This is a genomic window from Streptomyces spinoverrucosus (genome assembly GCF_015712165.1).
GTDB classification, from domain to species: Bacteria; Actinomycetota; Actinomycetes; order Streptomycetales; family Streptomycetaceae; genus Streptomyces; species Streptomyces spinoverrucosus_A.
In genome coordinates, this window is record NZ_JADPZX010000001.1 from 1861931 (window position 1) to 1876453 (window position 14523).

Below are 14523 nucleotides of genomic sequence, written 5' to 3' on the forward strand. Positions count from 1 at the left end.
TCGCCGCCCACCGCTCACAGCCGCGGATCCACCGGCTCCGACTCCAGCGCCAGCACCCCGAACACCGCCTCGTGCACCCGCCACAGTGGCTCGCCCTCGGCCAGCCGGTCCAGGGCCTCCAGGCCGAGCGCGTACTCGCGCAGCGCCAGCGACCGCTTGTGGTTCAGGAACCGGGAGCGCAGTCGGGCCAGGTTGTCCGGGCGGGTGTACTCGGGGCCGTAGATGATCCGCAGGTACTCGCGGCCCCGGCACTTGATGCCCGGCTGCACCAGTCGGCCCTGCTCGCCGCGCACCACCGCGCCGAGCGGCTTGACGACCATGCCCTCGCCGCCCCGGCCGGTCATCTCCAGCCACCAGTCGACACCGGCCCGCACCGACTCGGGGTCGCCGGTGTCGACGTACAGCCGCCGGGTGGTCTGGAGCAGACCGGTGCCGTCGTGCTCGACGAGGCGGTCGAGCAGGGCGAGCTGCTCGTCGTGCGGCAGTGCGGCGAGGCTGCGGCCCTGCACGGCCAGGATCTGGAACGGGGCGAGGCGTACGCCGTCCAGGCCGTCCGTGGTCCAGCAGTAGCGCCGGTACGCCTCGGTGAACGCCGCCGCGTCGGCCGCCCGCTCCCGCTGGCGCGCGAGCAGGTCGGTGACGTCGACGCCGCGTGCCGCCGCGCCCTCCAGGGCGGCCACCGCGCCCGGGAACACCGCCCCGGAGGCGGCGCCGACCGCCGCGTACTGACTGCGCAGCAGCCCGGACGCCTTCAACGACCACGGCATCAGCTCCGCGTCGAGCAGCAGCCACTCGGTGTCGAGTTCCGCGAACAGGCCCGCCGACTCGACGGCCGACCTGAGCCGCCCGAGGATCTCCTCGGTGACCGTCTCGTCGTCGAAGAACGGGCGGCCGGTACGGGTGTACAGCGAGCCTGTCGGGCCGTCGACCCCGAACCGCTTGCGCGCCGCCTCCGCGTCCCGGCACACCAGCGCCACCGCCCGCGAACCCATGTGCTTCTCCTCGCACACGACTCGGGCGACACCGTCGTCCTTGTACTGCGCGAAGGCCTCGGCCGGGTGCTCCAAATAGCCTTCGACGTGGGAGGTGGCCGTCGGCGCCATCGTCGGCGGGAGGTACGGCAGCAGCCGCGGGTCGATGGCGAAACGGCTCATGACCTCCAGGGCCGCCGCCGCGTTCTCCTCACGCACCGCGATCCGCCCGGCGTGCCGCGTCTCCACGACCCGCCGTCCCCGCACGTCCGCCAGGTCCAGCGGCCGCCCGTCCTGCCCGCCCGGCGCCTGTGAGCGCAGCGGCTTCGTCGGCTCGTACCAGACCCGCTCGGCCGGCACGTCGACCAGTTCCCGCTCCGGCCAGCGCAGCGCGGTGAGCTTGCCGCCGAAGACGGCGCCGGTGTCCAGGCAGATGGTGTTGTTCAGCCAGGTGGCTTCGGGGACCGGTGTGTGGCCGTACACCACGGCCGCCCGGCCCCGGTAGTCCTCCGCCCACGGGTAGCGCACCGGCAGCCCGAACTCGTCGGTCTCGCCGGTGGTGTCGCCGTACAGGGCGTGGCTGCGGACCCGGCCGGAGGTGCGGCCGTGGTACTTCTCCGGCAGACCGGCGTGGCAGACGACGAGCTTGCCGCCGTCGAGGACGTAGTGGCTGACCAGCCCGTCGAGGAACTCCCGTACCTCCTGCCTGAACTCCTCGCTCTCGCCCTCCATCTGCGCGATCGTCTCGGCGAGTCCGTGGGTGTGCTGGACCTTGCGGCCGCGCAGATACCGCCCGTACTTGTTCTCGTGGTTGCCGGGCACGCACAGCGCGTTGCCGGACTTCACCATGGACATCACGCGGCGCAGCACACCGGGGCTGTCCGGGCCGCGGTCGACGAGGTCGCCGACGAAGACCGCCGTACGGCCGTCGGGGTGCGCTCCTTCGACGTAGCCCAACCTGCCCAGCAGCGACTCCAGTTCAAAGGCGCAGCCGTGGATGTCGCCGATGATGTCGAACGGGCCGGTGAGGTGGGTGAGGTCGTTGAAGCGCTTCTCGGTGACGACGGTGGCGTTCTCGGCCTCCGCCACTCCGCGCAGGATGTGCACCTTGCGGAAGCCCTCGCGCTCCAGGTGGCGTATGGAGCGGCGGAGTTCGCGGATGTGCCGCTGGATCACCCGGCGCGGCATGTCGGCCCGGTCGGTGCGGGCGGCGTTGCGCTCGGCGCACACCTCCTCGGGCACGTCGAGGACGATGGCGATGGGCAGCACGTCGTACTGCCTGGCCAGGTCGATCAGCTGCCGCCGGGCGTCCGACTGCACGCTGGTCGCGTCGACGACCGTGCGGCGGCCGGCGGCGAGGCGCTTGCCCGCGATGTAGTGCAGGACGTCGAAGGCGTCCTTCGTCGCGCTCTGGTCGTTCTCGTCGTCGGAGACGAGGCCCGGCAGAAGTCGGAGGAGATGACCTCGGTGGGCTTGAAGTTGCGGCGGGCGAAGGTGGACTTGCCGGAGCCGGAGGCGCCGACGAGGACCACGAGGGAGAGGTCGGTGACGGGCAGGGTGCGCCCCTGGGTGTCGACGGTCATGCGGCCTTCTCCTCCTTCGCGGTGCCGGTCATGGTGAACACGGCCATCTGGGTGGGCGGCCCCACCTCGGGGTCGTCCGGTCCGACGGGTCGGAACTCCACCTCGTAGCCGTGCCGTTCGGCGACGGCCCCGGCCCACTGGCGGAACTCCTCCCGCGTCCACTCGAAGCGGTGGTCGCCGTGCCGGACGTGCCCGGCCGGGAGGGTCTCCCAGCGGACGTTGTACTCGACGTTGGGGGTGGTCACGAGGACCGTGCGGGGTCGGGCGGCGCCGAACACCGCGTACTCCAGGGCGGGCAGCCGGGGCAGGTCGAGGTGCTCGATCACCTCGCTGAGCACGGCGGCGTCGTAGCCCTTGAGCCGGTTGTCGGTGTAGGCGAGCGAGCTCTGGAAGAGCTTGACGCGCGCGGCCTGCCGCTCCCCCATGCGGTCCAGCTTCAACCGCCGGGAGGCGATGGTGAGCGCGCGCATCGACACGTCGACACCGACGATCTCGGTGAACCGCACGTCCTTCAGCAGCGCCTGCACCAACTGGCCCTGCCCGCAGCCGAGGTCGAGGACCCGGGCGGCGCCGGACTCCTGGAGCGCGGCCACGATCGCCTCCCGTCGTTGCACGGCGAGCGGCGTCGGCTTCTCCTCCTGCTCGGTCTCGGCCTCGACGGCGTTGTCGATGTCCTCGACCTCGCTGTCGTCGGCCTCGGCCAGCCGTACCAGCTCCAGGCGTTCCATCGCCTCGCGGGTCAGCGACCAGCGGCGCGAGAGGTAGCGGCTGGTGATCAGCTTCTGCTCCGGGTGGTCCGGCAGCCAGCCCTCCCCGGCCCGCAGCAGCTTGTCGACCTCGTCGGAGGAGACCCAGTAGTGCTTGGCGTCGTCGAGGACGGGGAGCAGGACGTACAGGTGGCGCAGGGCGGCGGCGAGGGTCAGCGCCTCGGACTCCAGGACCAGACGCACGTACCGCGAGTCACCCCACTGCGGGAACTCCGTGTCCAGCGGCACGGGCTCGGCCGTGACCGTCCACCCGAGCGGCTCGAAGAGGCGGCGTACGAGCTCCGGGCCGCCGCGTGCGGGCAGCGCGGGAACCTCGATGCGCAGCGGGAGCGGCTCGGCGGCGCGCTCGGGGCGGGCGTTGCACACCCCGCGCATCGCGCTGGAGAAGACGCCGCTCAGCGCCACGGCGAGCAGTGAGGAGGCCGCGTACGGGCGGTCGTTGACGTACTGCGCCAGGGCCGCGTCGGGTGCGCCGCCCCGGCCCTTGCCCTTGCCGCGCCGGACCAGTGCCACCGCGTCCACCTCCAGCAGCAGCGCCGCCGTGCAGCGTTCGGCGTCGGCCTCGGTGTAGAGGACGTGCGCCTTGCCGTAGGAGGTGGAGAACGCCTGCGCCTTCTCGGGATGCTTGTGCAGCAGGAACCCGAGGTCGGTCGCGGGGCGTTCTTGGGTGCCGGTGGTACTGATCGTCAGGAACACGGTGGTTGCCTCGAAAGGGTCTGAAGTGCGGGTATGCGCGCCCGCTGGTCCCTGACAACGTACAGACAACAAAGCGACACCACCTGGGATTTTCCGCTCGGCCGGTGCTCGGTCGGTGCTCGTCCGGTGCCCGGACGCCGCTCGGACGCCGCTCGGCTGTGACAGGGCTGTGACCGGAGGGGTGGCTTCCGTCACAGCTCGACGGGGCCGGTGCTGATCGACTCGGCGGATGCGCTCCCTTCTTCTCCCCGCGTCCGCCCTGTTGTTGCTCACCGCGTGCGGCACGCAACAAGCCGGTTCGTCGAGCGGTGCTTCGGCGTCCTCCTGTCCCTCCGACCCGTCGTGGGCGGAGGAGGGCGGGGTCAGGATCACCGGCCTGCGCGGCGCCGCCTGCGACCGCGTCGAGTTCGAGGTCACCAACGACGGGAGCGAAGCCTTCACGTACACCGTCTCCTTCACCTTCGCGTCGGAGTCCGGTGCGGCGATGTCCAGCGGGGAGGAGACGGTGGAGTCGGTCGAGCCCGGCCGCCCGGTACGCCGGACCGTCATGATGACCGGCGCGGAACGCGTCTCGATCGCCCAGGTCAGGAGCGTGCCCGTCGACGAGACCCCCTCCGCCGGTGGCGCGTGCCCGGCCTCGGGGGTGCGGGTGTACGCCGATCAGGGCGATGCCGCGATGGGGCTGCGGGTCGTGGGGCTGCACCTGGAGAACTGCGGCACCGAGCCGTACCGGCTCAACGGCTACCCGGAGGTCGAGATCCTCGACGAGGAGCACGAGCCCATTGACAGCGTGCGGATCCTCAAGGGCGGCGACGCCATCGCCATGGGGACGGGAGCCGACGCCCCGCCCCGGCCGCTGACCCTGGCGCCGGGCGAGCGCGCCCAGTCCGGTCTGGTCTGGCGCAACACCACGGAGTTCGGCGAGCCGGTCAACGCGCCCTACGCGCGGATATGGGCGAAGCCCGGCGCCGCACCCGTGACGGTGATCCCGGAGCTGGACCTGGGGACGACGGGGAAGCTCGGGGTGGGCGCCTGGCAGAAGGAGGAGCAGGACCAGCAGCCGGAGAGGCCGGCGAGCTGATGGGCGACTGGTTCCTGCTCCTGCTGCTGATCGTGGTCGGTGCGATCGCCGCGTTCGGCCTGTGCGGCTACGCCTTCAGCACCCTGTCCACCCACGGCGTCCGGCGGGCGAACACCGCCACGCGGTTCCGCGCCCTCGCCGCCTTCGCGGGCGCCGCGGCCGCCGCGCTGTACGCCTGGGGGGCACTGCATGTGCTGGGAGCCTATGTGGAGGTGGAGGACGGCGGCACGGGCTCCGCACCGATCCGCCCCTGCCTCGCGGCCGGGGGGCCGCAGAAGGCCGCCGTGACGCTGCGCGCCGACGTCCAGGTCGTCCCGATCCGGCTGGTCTGCCACACGAAGACGGGCGAGAGCTACGCCGCCGGGGTCCCCGGATACGTCAACCCCGCCGTCGCGTTCCTCGCCCTGTCCTCCGCGCTGCTCGCCGTCGGCGCGGGTTACGCGTCCGAACTGACGGCCCGGGAGCAGGCGCGGAAGCAGGGGGAGAGCGGGAGCAGGCCCTAGGCCAGCTGTGCCTGGACCTGCGTGGAGATCAGCTCCAGGTGGTCCAGGTCGTCGAGGTCGAGGAGCTGGAGGTAGATACGGCTGGAGCCGGTCTCGGCGTAGCGGCCGATCTTGTCGACGACCTCGGCCGGGGAACCAGCCAGGCCGTTGAGCTTGAGTTCGTCGACCTCGCGGCCGATCACGGCGGCGCGGCGGGCGACCTCCTGGTCGTCCCTGCCGACGCAGACGACGAGGGCGTTGGAGTAGACGAGGTCGTCGCCCTTGCGGCCCGCCTCCTCGGCGGCGGCGCGGACCCGGCCGAACTGGCGCTCGCTGTCCTCGACGGAGGCGAACGGCATGTTGAACTCGTCGGCGTACTTCGCGGCCAGCTTGGGCGTGCGGGTCGCGCCGTGGCCGCCGATCAGGACCGGGATCTTCGGCTGGGCGGGCTTGGGCAGCGCGGGCGAGTCCTTGAGCTCGTAGTACGTGCCCCGGAAGTCGAAGGTCCGGCCGACCTCCGTGGCCCACAGCCCGGTGACGATCTCCAGCTGCTCTTCGAGGCGGCCGAACTTCTCCTTCGGGAAGGGGATGCCGTACGCCGTGTGCTCCTCCTCGAACCAGCCCGCGCCCAGGCCGAGTTCGACCCTGCCGCCGGACATCTGGTCGACCTGCGCGACCTGGATGGCGAGCACGCCGGGCAGCCGGAAGGTGCCGGCGGTCATCAGCGTGCCGAGCCGGATGCGCTTGGTCTCACGGGCCAGTCCGGCGAGGGTGATCCAGGCGTCGGTGGGGCCGGGCAGGCCGTCCACGGAGCCCATCTTCAAATAGTGGTCGGAGCGGAAGAAGGCGTCGAAGCCGAGGTCCTCGGTGGCCTTCGCGACAGTGAGCAGGGTGTCGTAGGTCGCCCCCTGCTGGGGCTCGGTGAAGATTCGAAGATCCATGCCTCCATCCTGCCTGCTCGGAATCGCGGGCACCCCATCGGTCCCGGCGGCCGTCGCGCGGGGCGCCGCCGCGTCCCCGCCGAGGGTGAAATACGTCAACGCCGTGCACGGGTGCGCGCCCGTGCCAGTGACCCGCCCCGGTGGTGATCGTTGGCTGGGCTGGAGCCGGACCGCCCGGCGCCCGCACCGGCCGGTTCGACGCAGTCGACGCCGGGGTGACACCCGCACCGGCCCCCGGGGGGCCCAGGGCCGAGGAGGCCGTCATGTCCGAAGAGACCGTGCCGCAGCAGGGCGGGGGCGACGCCCAGCCGAAGGGGCTGCTGCAGCAGATGGAGGAGCTGATGGCGGCGCTGAACGCGGACCTTTCGGCCCTGGACGCGGACCTCCAGGCAGCGGGCACGAACAGATCGACCCCGCCGGCGGCGGAGGAGCGGGGGGTCGAACCTCCGGAGGGGTGGGACGGCTCTAGGGGACGGGGCGGCGGCCGGTTACGGCAGGCACGGCCGGGATTGCGTCGGACCGTCGGCGGGGTTGCGGCGGACCGTCGGCGGGGTTGCGGCGGACCGTCGGCGGGGTTGCGGCGGGTCGCCGATCGGGGCTGCGGCGACCGGATGCGGCGCACCGCCCGTCGGGCTTGAGGCAGCCGGATGCGGCGGACTTCCCGTCCGGCCACCCGGCCGACCGTTGCGGCGATCTGCCGATCCGGCAGCGGCGACCGGATGCGGCGCACCGCCCGTCGGGCTTGAGGCAGCCGGATGCGGCGGACTTCCCGTCCGGCTACCCGGCCGGCTGTTGCGGCGATCTGCCGATCCGGCTGCGGCTGACCGCCCGTCGGGCTTGAGGCGGCCGGATGCGGCGGGGCCGCCGATCGGGCTGCGGCGGATCGGCGGTCGGGTGCGTCGGGGCCCACTCCACCCCCGCCTTGCAGCCCCCACACGCATGACCCCGTTCACCGGCGCCGATCGGTCCCCGCGCCTTCCCCGTGACCCGATCCGTCGGCGGGCCTGGGGCCTGTCCGGCGGATCATGCCGCAGACGCGGGGTCTGGCACGCCGATCTGCGGCGTTGTCGTCGGTCGCCGACTCCCGCACGCTCGATCGAGCTCGCGCGGGGGACCCCCATCGCGTCGACTCCCTCCTCCGCCTTGCAGCTCGACGCTCCCCCACGCTCGAACACGCTCGCGCGGGGGCACCCATCGCCCCCGCTCACCTGCGACGACGAATCACCGCCGAATTCCTGCGACCTGATCCGCCGGACAACACACCTAGCCCGCCTCCCGGGCGGGGACGGCCTGTTCGCGGGCTGTCAGTTTGCGGAGCATCTCCCGGACGCGGTCCCTCGACTCGTCCGCCGCGTCGATGGCCTCCATGCACTGCCAGTACGTCCCCTCGTCGGGGGCGGCGCAGGTGATGCCGACGAGGGCGATGCTCACCTCGCCGAGCAGGCTGCCCAGGTGGAGCAGGGCCTGGCGGGCGTCGCTCAGTTCGGTGAGCTGGGCCGCGCGCAGCTCACCGGGCGCCAGCTCGGGGGCGTCCAGCACGCCGCAGCCGCGGCCCGCCAGCTCGGTCAACCCCAGGGCCTCACCGCGCAGTTCGGGCGGGCCGAAGACGGCGAGGCGGCTGCCGATCGCCTGGGCCAGGGCCTGCGCCTGCCACACCTCCGTCAGGATCTCGGGTACCTCTCCGCTTCCGGCCAGGGCACGCCTGCTCGTCAGGATGAGTCGCACCGCGTCCATGCGCTGCCCCCGTCTGTCCCGACGCGCTCTCTCCGCACGTCTGCCCGCTCTCCCTTGTTCACTACCCAGAGTGAGGGCGCCTGAGACGAAAAGCCAGTGGAAGACGGAAATCTGCGGACAACAATTCGGATTCAGTTCGGATTTTGGATACGTAGAGTGAAAGCGGAGCAGCATCGTCCTCCCAGGCCCGGCGCGCGCTTCACGGACCGTCCGGCGCCGGGAACCGCTCCTCGTTGCGGTCGATCTTCGCGGCGAGCGCGGCCAGCGGGTCGACGCCGAGCACCTCGCACAGTTGCAGCAGATACGCCAGCACGTCGGCGACCTCGTCCCTGACGCGGTGCGCGGTGTCGGGGTCGGCCATGACGCGGGCCGACTCCTCGGGCGTCAACCACTGGAAGATCTCGACCAGTTCGGACGCCTCGACGCTGAGCGCGGCGACCAGGTTCTTGGGCGTGTGGTACGGCTGCCAGGCGCGCGCGGCGGCGAACGCGGCGAGCCGGCGCTGAAGGGTGGCGAGGTCCGGTGGTTCGGGATGTTCGCACTGTGCTGTCACGGCTTCAGGTGTACCACCGTGATCCCCTCCTCCCCCGCCGCCCACGAGGCGTCGCTCACCGCGCCGACCCAGCGGATGTGCCCGCGCTCGCCCATCCGTGCGGCCAGCCGCAGCAGTTCGGTGCGCTGCGGCATGTCCAGCGCGCGGTCGAAACCGTCGGCGAGCACGGTGAGGGTCTGCAGCGCCGCAGGCACCTCGCCGACCGGGTCGACCTCCAGGACAGCGGGCCCGGTGAACAGCACCAGGGCGAGCGCGAGGTACCTCAACTCCCCGTCCCCGAGCCGCCCGAAGCCGGTCCGGTGCCCGTCGCCGCGGTCGAGGCTCCCCCGGATCGTGCCGTCGGCCGCCGGTTCGGCGAGTACGTCCGTGACGTTCCCGGCGCAGCCGGCCCGTACCGCCGCGACGAACTGCCCGTGCCGCCGCACGCACTCCTCGCGTGTGCGCCACAGAACGTCGGCGAGGTTGTCGCAGCCGCCGAGCAGGCGCCGGGACCCGGTCGGCACCGGGATGCGCATCCGCTCGGGCCGCGGATCGCACGCGAACACCGATCGCAGCGCCACCACCATCTGCTCGGCGGCGGCGAGCACCTGCCGCTGCCCGTCGGTCTTGCCCGCCACCCGCAACGGCAGCAGCGCGGTGCCGAGCCGGTCGTCGGGCAGCGGGGCCCGCGTCACGGGCGCCGATCCCCCGGTGTGCCAGGCGGCCTGCACGGCACGCCGGCCGGGATCACGCAGAGCCGTCTCCAGCAGGACGAGCCGGCCGGAGGTCAACCGCTCGCCCACGATGCGCAGTTCGGGCTCGGCCTGTACGGCGACGTCGAGCCGTACCGGCCCCTCGGGGCCGTCCGCCGTACACCCGATGCGGAAACCGCGCCGCCGCTGGGCGTCCGGCCGTGCCCGCTCCGGCACGCAGGCGGCCGGGTCGGGGAACACGTCCGAGAGCCGGGCGCCGCCGCCGAGCCGGGCCAGCGCCTCGTAGGCCCGCAGCGCGGTCGTCTTGCCGGATCCGCTCGGCCCGGCGAGCAGCGTGCACGGCCCGAGCGGAAACCGGGCCCCTCGGTGCCCGGCGAACGCGGACAGCCGCAACTCCGTGACACACGGCCGCTCCGGACATCCCGGTCCTGACGGGAGGGGGACGGGGGGCGGGGCGGTGATGGGGAGCGGGGCGGTGATGGGGAGCGCGGCCATGTCCGGACCGTAGAAGACCGCGCCCCGGCGGAACCGTTCCGCCGGTCGGACCTTCCTACGATCGGGCGACGGCGGCGTACCCCTCACACACCGGGAACGCCCGTCGCCCCCTCCATCAGGCCCTGGACCTCGGTCCCGGCCGGGGTGAGCAGGAACACGTTGCGGTCCACGCGGTGCATCCCGCTGGACAGGCCGAAGACGACACCCGTACTGAAGTCCAGGACCCGCTTGGCGACTTCCGTCTCGGCGCCCGTGAGGTCGAGGAGCACCGGGATGCCGGCCATCAGGGTCTCGGCGACCTCGCGGGCGTCCGCGAAGACATTGACGCGCAGGACGACGAAACGGCGGCGCGTCTCGGTCTCCGCGTCGGGCAGGGCACGGTGGCCCACCGCGGACGGCCAGGCGTCGCGACCCCGCAGCGGCACGACCTGGGCGAGCCCTTCCCACTGTTCATCGGTGACGTCGTGGCTGTTCACCGGCTCCCCCCTCTGCCTCGCACTCATCACCTGCACCAGCCAATTCTTACGCGATGTCACCCGTTCGGCCGAACAGCGACACGGTCCGCGACGGCGCCGTGACCCAACGCGCAGCCTTAGTGACGGTCCGCGACATCCCCGTCCACGCCTCCCAGCCCCCGCGTCTGCGGCATGATCCGCCGGACAGGCCTAGGGTGCGGAGCAATGACCGTCCGCTCCCTTCGGGAGGTTTTCATGGCTTCGCGGCTCAACCCCTATCTCGTCTTCGAAGGCGACGCCCGTCAGGCGCTGGAGTTCTACAAGGAGGTCTTCGGCGGCACGCTGTCGCTGAACACCTACGGTGATTTCGGCCAGTCGGGCAGCGCCGACGCCGACAAGATCATGCACGGCATGCTGGAGACGCCGAGCGGGTTCACCCTGATGGGCGCGGACACCCCGCCCGGCGAGGACTACAGCCGCGGCAACGCCTACTCGATCAGCCTCAGCGGCGACGACGAGGCCGAACTGCGCGGCTACTGGGAGAAGTTGTCGGCCGGCGGCTCGGTGTCCGTGCCGATGGAGAAGCAGATGTGGGGCGACGTGTTCGGCATGTGCCAGGACCGGTTCGGCATCGCGTGGATGGTCAACATCACCGGGCAGCAGGGCTGAGCGGCCTCACAGGTCGAGGACCAGGCGGGGGCAGGCGGCGCGCGAGACGCAGATCATCATCGTGTCGTGCGCGGCCTGCTCGTCGGGGGTGAGCAGCGAGTCCCGGTGGTCCACGGTCCCGGCGAGGACCGTGGTCTCGCAGGTGCCGCAGGTGCCCTCGCGGCAGGAGGACAGCACCTGGACCCCGGCCCGCTCGACGGCGTCCAGCACGGACGTGCCGGGCGGGACGGTGAGGGTCCGGCCGCTGCGGGCGAGCTCCACCTCGAACTCGCCCTCCGTCGCATGGACAGCGGACTTGGGTGCGAACCGCTCGACGCGCAGCGCACCGGCCGGCCAGGAGGCGCAGCGCTCCTCGACCGCCCGCAGCAGGCCCTCGGGGCCACAGCAGTAGACGAGAGTGCCGGGGCGCGGGGTGCCGAGCAGGGCGTCGAGGTCGGGCAGTCCCTCCCGGTCCTCGGGGACGAGCCGCACCCGGTCGCCGTACGCCTGCCGCAGTTCCGCGTGGAACGCCATGGTGGCGAGACTGCGGCCGCCGTACACCAACTCCCAGTCTCCACCCCGCTGTTCGGCCTGCCGGACCATGGGGCGGATCGGGGTGATGCCGATGCCGCCGGCCAGGAAGAGGTGGCGGGGCGCGGGGTGCAGCGGGAAGTTGTTGCGGGGGCCGCGGACCCGGACCGGGTCGCCGGCGGCGAGGCGGTCGTGGACCTCGGCGGAGCCGCCCCGGCCGTCCCGGGCGCGCAGCACCGCCACCTGCCAGCGGGTGCGGTCGCCGGGGTCGGAGCAGAGCGAGTACTGCCGTACGAGGCCGGAGGCGAGGTGGAGGTCGACGTGGGCGCCGGGCTGCCAGCCGGGCAGCTCCCCGCCGTCGGGGCGGGCGAGGGTGAGGCGGACGACGCCCTCGGCGAGGTGGTCCCGGTCTGCGACGACGAGGGTGAGTTCGGCTTCGGGCTCGGGCTCCGCGCCGGTCGGCGGGGCGGTGCTCACGGTGGTCACGTGCATCTCCGGACGGTCAGGAGGCGGCGGGCGGGGCGTCGGCGTACGGGGCGTTGTGGCCCTCCGGGTGGGCGAGCAGCCAGTCCCACAGCGCCACCGGGTCCTCGAACTCCCGCTCGCCGCCGCAGTGGCAGACGGCAAGCAGGCGGTCGGTGCCGGGGACCCAGTGGATGCGGTACACCTCGCCCTCGGTGAGGGTGCTCATCGGGCCGCTGCCTCCGGAGTGTTCACGGCGGCGTGCTCCGAGCCGCTCTCGGCGGCGAGCCGGGCCAGGATGCGGCGGGCGGCCAGGCCGCCGGTGTCGATGTTGATGGACAGTTCCTGGTAGCCGGGCTTCTCGGTGTCCAGGGCGCGCTGGAGGGCGTTGAGCGCGACGACGTCCTGCATCACCACGGTGTGGTTGCTGGACCGCAGGTACTCGGTGACCTCCTCGTCGTCGAGCGCGAAGTCGCGGGCCACGGCCCAGAAGTCGTACGTCGACTTCTCGGTGGACGGCGTGATGCCGTACACCACCTCGACGTGGAAGGCGTCCGGGTCGCCGCCGTCCGGGCGGGGGGCGGGGGTGCCGACCGGGGCGACGCGGGAGTGCAGCAGGTAGAGGGCGGGGGCGTGGTACTCGATGTCCTGCCAGCGGGTGATCCGGCCCTGGATGCCGGTGGAGTTGGCGTAGAACGGCGGGCACTCGGCGTCGTCCATGTGCCGGCTGACCCGTACGATCGCCGACTTGTCGTCGACCTCGGTGGTGATCGGGGTCTCGGCGACCTCGGGGGTGCCGATGTAGCCGCCGTGCAGGTAGGTCTCGTGGGAGAGGTCGAGCAGGTTGTCGACGAGGAGCCCGTAGTCGCCCTCGATCGGCTCCATGCCGCTCACCGTGGTGTAGTGGGGCGAGTCGAGCCAGGGGGCGCGGGGCGGCAGGGTGTCGCCGGGTTCGCGGTCGCCGATCCACACCCAGACGAAGGAGTCCTGCTCCACGACGGGGTACGTGGCGAGGCGGGCGGTGCGCGGGACGCGGGTCTGGCCGGGGACGCGGACGCAGACGCCGTCGGTGCCGTACGTGAAGCCGTGGTAGCCGCACACGACCTTGTCGCCCTCCAGGCGGCTGGGGTGCTCCGACAGCGGGAAGCGGCGGTGCACACACCGGTCGGCGAGGCCCACGGCACGGCCGTCCTCGGTCCGGTACAGCAGGATCGGCTCACCGAGGACGGTTCGGCCCAGCAGTTCCCGGCCGACCTCGTGGGCGTAGGCGGCGACGTACCACTGGTTGCGCACGAATGCGGTCACTGGCGTTCCTTTCGTGAGGCTCTCGCGAAGGCGGGTCAGTGACCGGGGATTCTGGCCGGGCGGGAGATGCGGGGCGAGGGGGTTTCCCGGATGCCGGGAAGGAATCGAGGGGCTCCCCCGAGGCTCAGCCTTCCCGAGTCGGCGACAACACCCCGCAGGCGCAGTCCTCCCCCAGCAGGCACGGCGTGGCCTCCCGGGGCGGTGGGCCGGAGGGCTGGGTGCCGAGGGCGCGGGTGATGGCTCGGGCCGTGGTGCGCACGAGGGGTGCCAGCAGGTGCGGTGAGCGGGGGTGGCCGTCGCAGTGGCGTACGACGAGGGAGACCGCGGCGACCACGCCCTCGCCCGGCCCGTACACGGGGGCCGCCACGGACAGGGCGTCCATCGTGACCTGCCGGTCGCTGACGGCGTAGCCGACGTGCCGTACGTCGCCGAGGACGCGGCGCAGGACCTGCGGATCGGTGAGGGTCCGCTCGGTGAACCGGGGTACGGGCCCGGCCAGCACCTCGTCCTGCACCTCGCGTGGCGCGTGCGCGAGCAGGACGAGGCCCACCCCGGTGGCGGTCATCGCGAAGCGACCGCCGACCCGGGTGAGCACGGGCACCGCGCCGGTCCCCCGGATCCGCTCCACGAACACCAGCTCGGCGCCTTCCCGCACCGCGAGTTGCACGTTCTCCCCGGTGCTCTGGAACAGGTCCTCCAGATACGGCAGCGCCCGCTCCCGCAGCCCGGGCCCGCGCGGCGCGAGCGCACCCAGCTCCCAGAGCCGCAGCCCCACCCGGTACCGCCCGTCCGCGCCGCGCTCCAGCGCACCCCATTCCAGCAGCGGCCCGAGCATCCGGTGCACCGTCGAGGTGGGCAGCCCACAGCTCCGCGACAGCTCACTCAGCGTGAGGGCCGGCCGGGCGGGACTGAACGCGTCGAGCACCCGCAGCGCCCGGCCCAGCACGGGGCCCGGCGCGGCCCTGCTCTCGCCGCCGGCCGACCCGTCCGGCCCGCCCGACGCCGATGCGGCCGTCGTACCCACTCCACACCTCCTCGGCTCGGCTCGGATCGCGTGAAACGCCCGGTCAGGCGTGAGTCTGCGACACGCTTCACCGGGCGTCGAGACTCCGGACGGCAACGGTTGG

Annotated in this window: 14 protein-coding genes and 1 pseudogene; 4 read left to right on the forward strand and 11 right to left on the reverse strand. The window is 72.8% G+C overall.

From position 1 onward, the window contains the following. Positions 1–14: 14 nt before the first annotated feature. Both I2W78_RS08380 and I2W78_RS08385 read right to left on the reverse strand, forming a co-directional pair. Positions 15–2554 (reverse strand): annotated as a pseudogene (locus I2W78_RS08380) (polynucleotide kinase-phosphatase). Then, complete coding sequence (locus I2W78_RS08385; RefSeq protein WP_196458325.1) at positions 2551–4017, reverse strand: 3' terminal RNA ribose 2'-O-methyltransferase Hen1; 1467 nt, start codon at positions 4015–4017, stop codon at positions 2551–2553. The pseudogene I2W78_RS08380 and the gene I2W78_RS08385 overlap by 4 nt, the downstream one beginning before the upstream one ends. A gap of 229 nt (positions 4018–4246) precedes the next feature. On the opposite strand from I2W78_RS08385, the gene I2W78_RS08390 reads away from it, so the two are divergent. Continuing rightward, positions 4247–5098, forward strand: coding sequence for a DUF4232 domain-containing protein (locus I2W78_RS08390; protein ID WP_196458327.1), 852 nt, complete (start codon positions 4247–4249; stop codon positions 5096–5098). Then, positions 5098–5601 (forward strand): hypothetical protein, encoded by a 504-nt coding sequence (locus I2W78_RS08395; protein ID WP_196458329.1) that lies wholly within the window; start codon positions 5098–5100, stop codon positions 5599–5601. The genes I2W78_RS08390 and I2W78_RS08395 overlap by 1 nt, the downstream gene beginning before the upstream one ends. Here the strand turns inward: I2W78_RS08395 and I2W78_RS08400 are convergent. After that, complete coding sequence (locus I2W78_RS08400; protein WP_196458331.1) at positions 5598–6521, reverse strand: LLM class F420-dependent oxidoreductase; 924 nt, start codon at positions 6519–6521, stop codon at positions 5598–5600. The two genes, I2W78_RS08395 and I2W78_RS08400, sit on opposite strands and share 4 nt — an antisense overlap. Before the next feature lie 263 nt (positions 6522–6784). On the opposite strand from I2W78_RS08400, the gene I2W78_RS08405 reads away from it, so the two are divergent. Continuing rightward, positions 6785–7159 (forward strand): hypothetical protein, encoded by a 375-nt coding sequence (locus tag I2W78_RS08405; protein ID WP_196464838.1) that lies wholly within the window; start codon positions 6785–6787, stop codon positions 7157–7159. A gap of 625 nt (positions 7160–7784) precedes the next feature. Here I2W78_RS08405 and I2W78_RS08410 read toward each other — a convergent pair. The 4 genes from I2W78_RS08410 to I2W78_RS08425 form a co-directional block, all read right to left on the reverse strand. Then, complete coding sequence (locus I2W78_RS08410; RefSeq protein WP_196458333.1) at positions 7785–8255, reverse strand: DUF6099 family protein; 471 nt, start codon at positions 8253–8255, stop codon at positions 7785–7787. A 199-nt stretch (positions 8256–8454) separates the two neighbouring features. Next, positions 8455–8808: a nucleotide pyrophosphohydrolase gene (locus tag I2W78_RS08415; protein WP_196458335.1), complete on the reverse strand. Its 354-nt coding sequence runs from the start codon at positions 8806–8808 to the stop codon at positions 8455–8457. Beyond that, a complete protein-coding gene (locus I2W78_RS08420) occupies positions 8805–9995 on the reverse strand; it encodes an AAA family ATPase (protein WP_196458337.1) in 1191 nt (396 codons plus the stop codon). The genes I2W78_RS08415 and I2W78_RS08420 overlap by 4 nt, the downstream gene beginning before the upstream one ends. Before the next feature lie 83 nt (positions 9996–10078). Next, a complete protein-coding gene (locus tag I2W78_RS08425; protein ID WP_196458339.1) occupies positions 10079–10498 on the reverse strand; it encodes a cell division protein SepF in 420 nt (139 codons plus the stop codon). 207 nt (positions 10499–10705) lie between these two features. Here I2W78_RS08425 and I2W78_RS08430 point away from each other — a divergent pair, with 207 nt between their 5' ends. Further along, positions 10706–11119 (forward strand): VOC family protein, encoded by a 414-nt coding sequence (locus I2W78_RS08430; RefSeq protein ID WP_196458341.1) that lies wholly within the window; start codon positions 10706–10708, stop codon positions 11117–11119. A gap of 6 nt (positions 11120–11125) precedes the next feature. On the opposite strand, the gene I2W78_RS08435 is transcribed toward I2W78_RS08430, so the two are convergent. The 4 genes from I2W78_RS08435 to I2W78_RS08450 all read right to left on the reverse strand — a co-directional run bounded on the left by I2W78_RS08435 (position 11126) and on the right by I2W78_RS08450 (position 14420). Further along, positions 11126–12121, reverse strand: coding sequence for a PDR/VanB family oxidoreductase (locus tag I2W78_RS08435; protein ID WP_196458343.1), 996 nt, complete (start codon positions 12119–12121; stop codon positions 11126–11128). A gap of 10 nt (positions 12122–12131) precedes the next feature. Next, complete coding sequence (locus I2W78_RS08440; protein ID WP_196458345.1) at positions 12132–12320, reverse strand: hypothetical protein; 189 nt, start codon at positions 12318–12320, stop codon at positions 12132–12134. Next, positions 12317–13396 (reverse strand): aromatic ring-hydroxylating dioxygenase subunit alpha, encoded by a 1080-nt coding sequence (locus I2W78_RS08445; protein ID WP_196458346.1) that lies wholly within the window; start codon positions 13394–13396, stop codon positions 12317–12319. The genes I2W78_RS08440 and I2W78_RS08445 overlap by 4 nt, the downstream gene beginning before the upstream one ends. Positions 13397–13520: 124 nt before the next feature. After that, complete coding sequence (locus I2W78_RS08450) at positions 13521–14420, reverse strand: IclR family transcriptional regulator (protein ID WP_307783639.1); 900 nt, start codon at positions 14418–14420, stop codon at positions 13521–13523. Positions 14421–14523: the final 103 nt, after the last annotated feature.

Coding starts and splice junctions, on each gene's coding strand:
- I2W78_RS08390 (WP_196458327.1), top strand. CDS start 4,247: ATGCGCTCCCTTCTTCTCCCCGCGTCCGCCCTGTTGTTGCTCACCGCG.
- I2W78_RS08410 (WP_196458333.1), bottom strand. CDS start 8,255: ATGGACGCGGTGCGACTCATCCTGACGAGCAGGCGTGCCCTGGCCGGA.
- I2W78_RS08395 (WP_196458329.1), top strand. CDS start 5,098: ATGGGCGACTGGTTCCTGCTCCTGCTGCTGATCGTGGTCGGTGCGATC.
- I2W78_RS08425 (WP_196458339.1), bottom strand. CDS start 10,498: ATGAGTGCGAGGCAGAGGGGGGAGCCGGTGAACAGCCACGACGTCACC.
- I2W78_RS08420 (WP_196458337.1), bottom strand. CDS start 9,995: ATGGCCGCGCTCCCCATCACCGCCCCGCTCCCCATCACCGCCCCGCCC.
- I2W78_RS08440 (WP_196458345.1), bottom strand. CDS start 12,320: ATGAGCACCCTCACCGAGGGCGAGGTGTACCGCATCCACTGGGTCCCC.
- I2W78_RS08430 (WP_196458341.1), top strand. CDS start 10,706: ATGGCTTCGCGGCTCAACCCCTATCTCGTCTTCGAAGGCGACGCCCGT.
- I2W78_RS08435 (WP_196458343.1), bottom strand. CDS start 12,121: ATGCACGTGACCACCGTGAGCACCGCCCCGCCGACCGGCGCGGAGCCC.
- I2W78_RS08400 (WP_196458331.1), bottom strand. CDS start 6,521: ATGGATCTTCGAATCTTCACCGAGCCCCAGCAGGGGGCGACCTACGAC.
- I2W78_RS08405 (WP_196464838.1), top strand. CDS start 6,785: ATGTCCGAAGAGACCGTGCCGCAGCAGGGCGGGGGCGACGCCCAGCCG.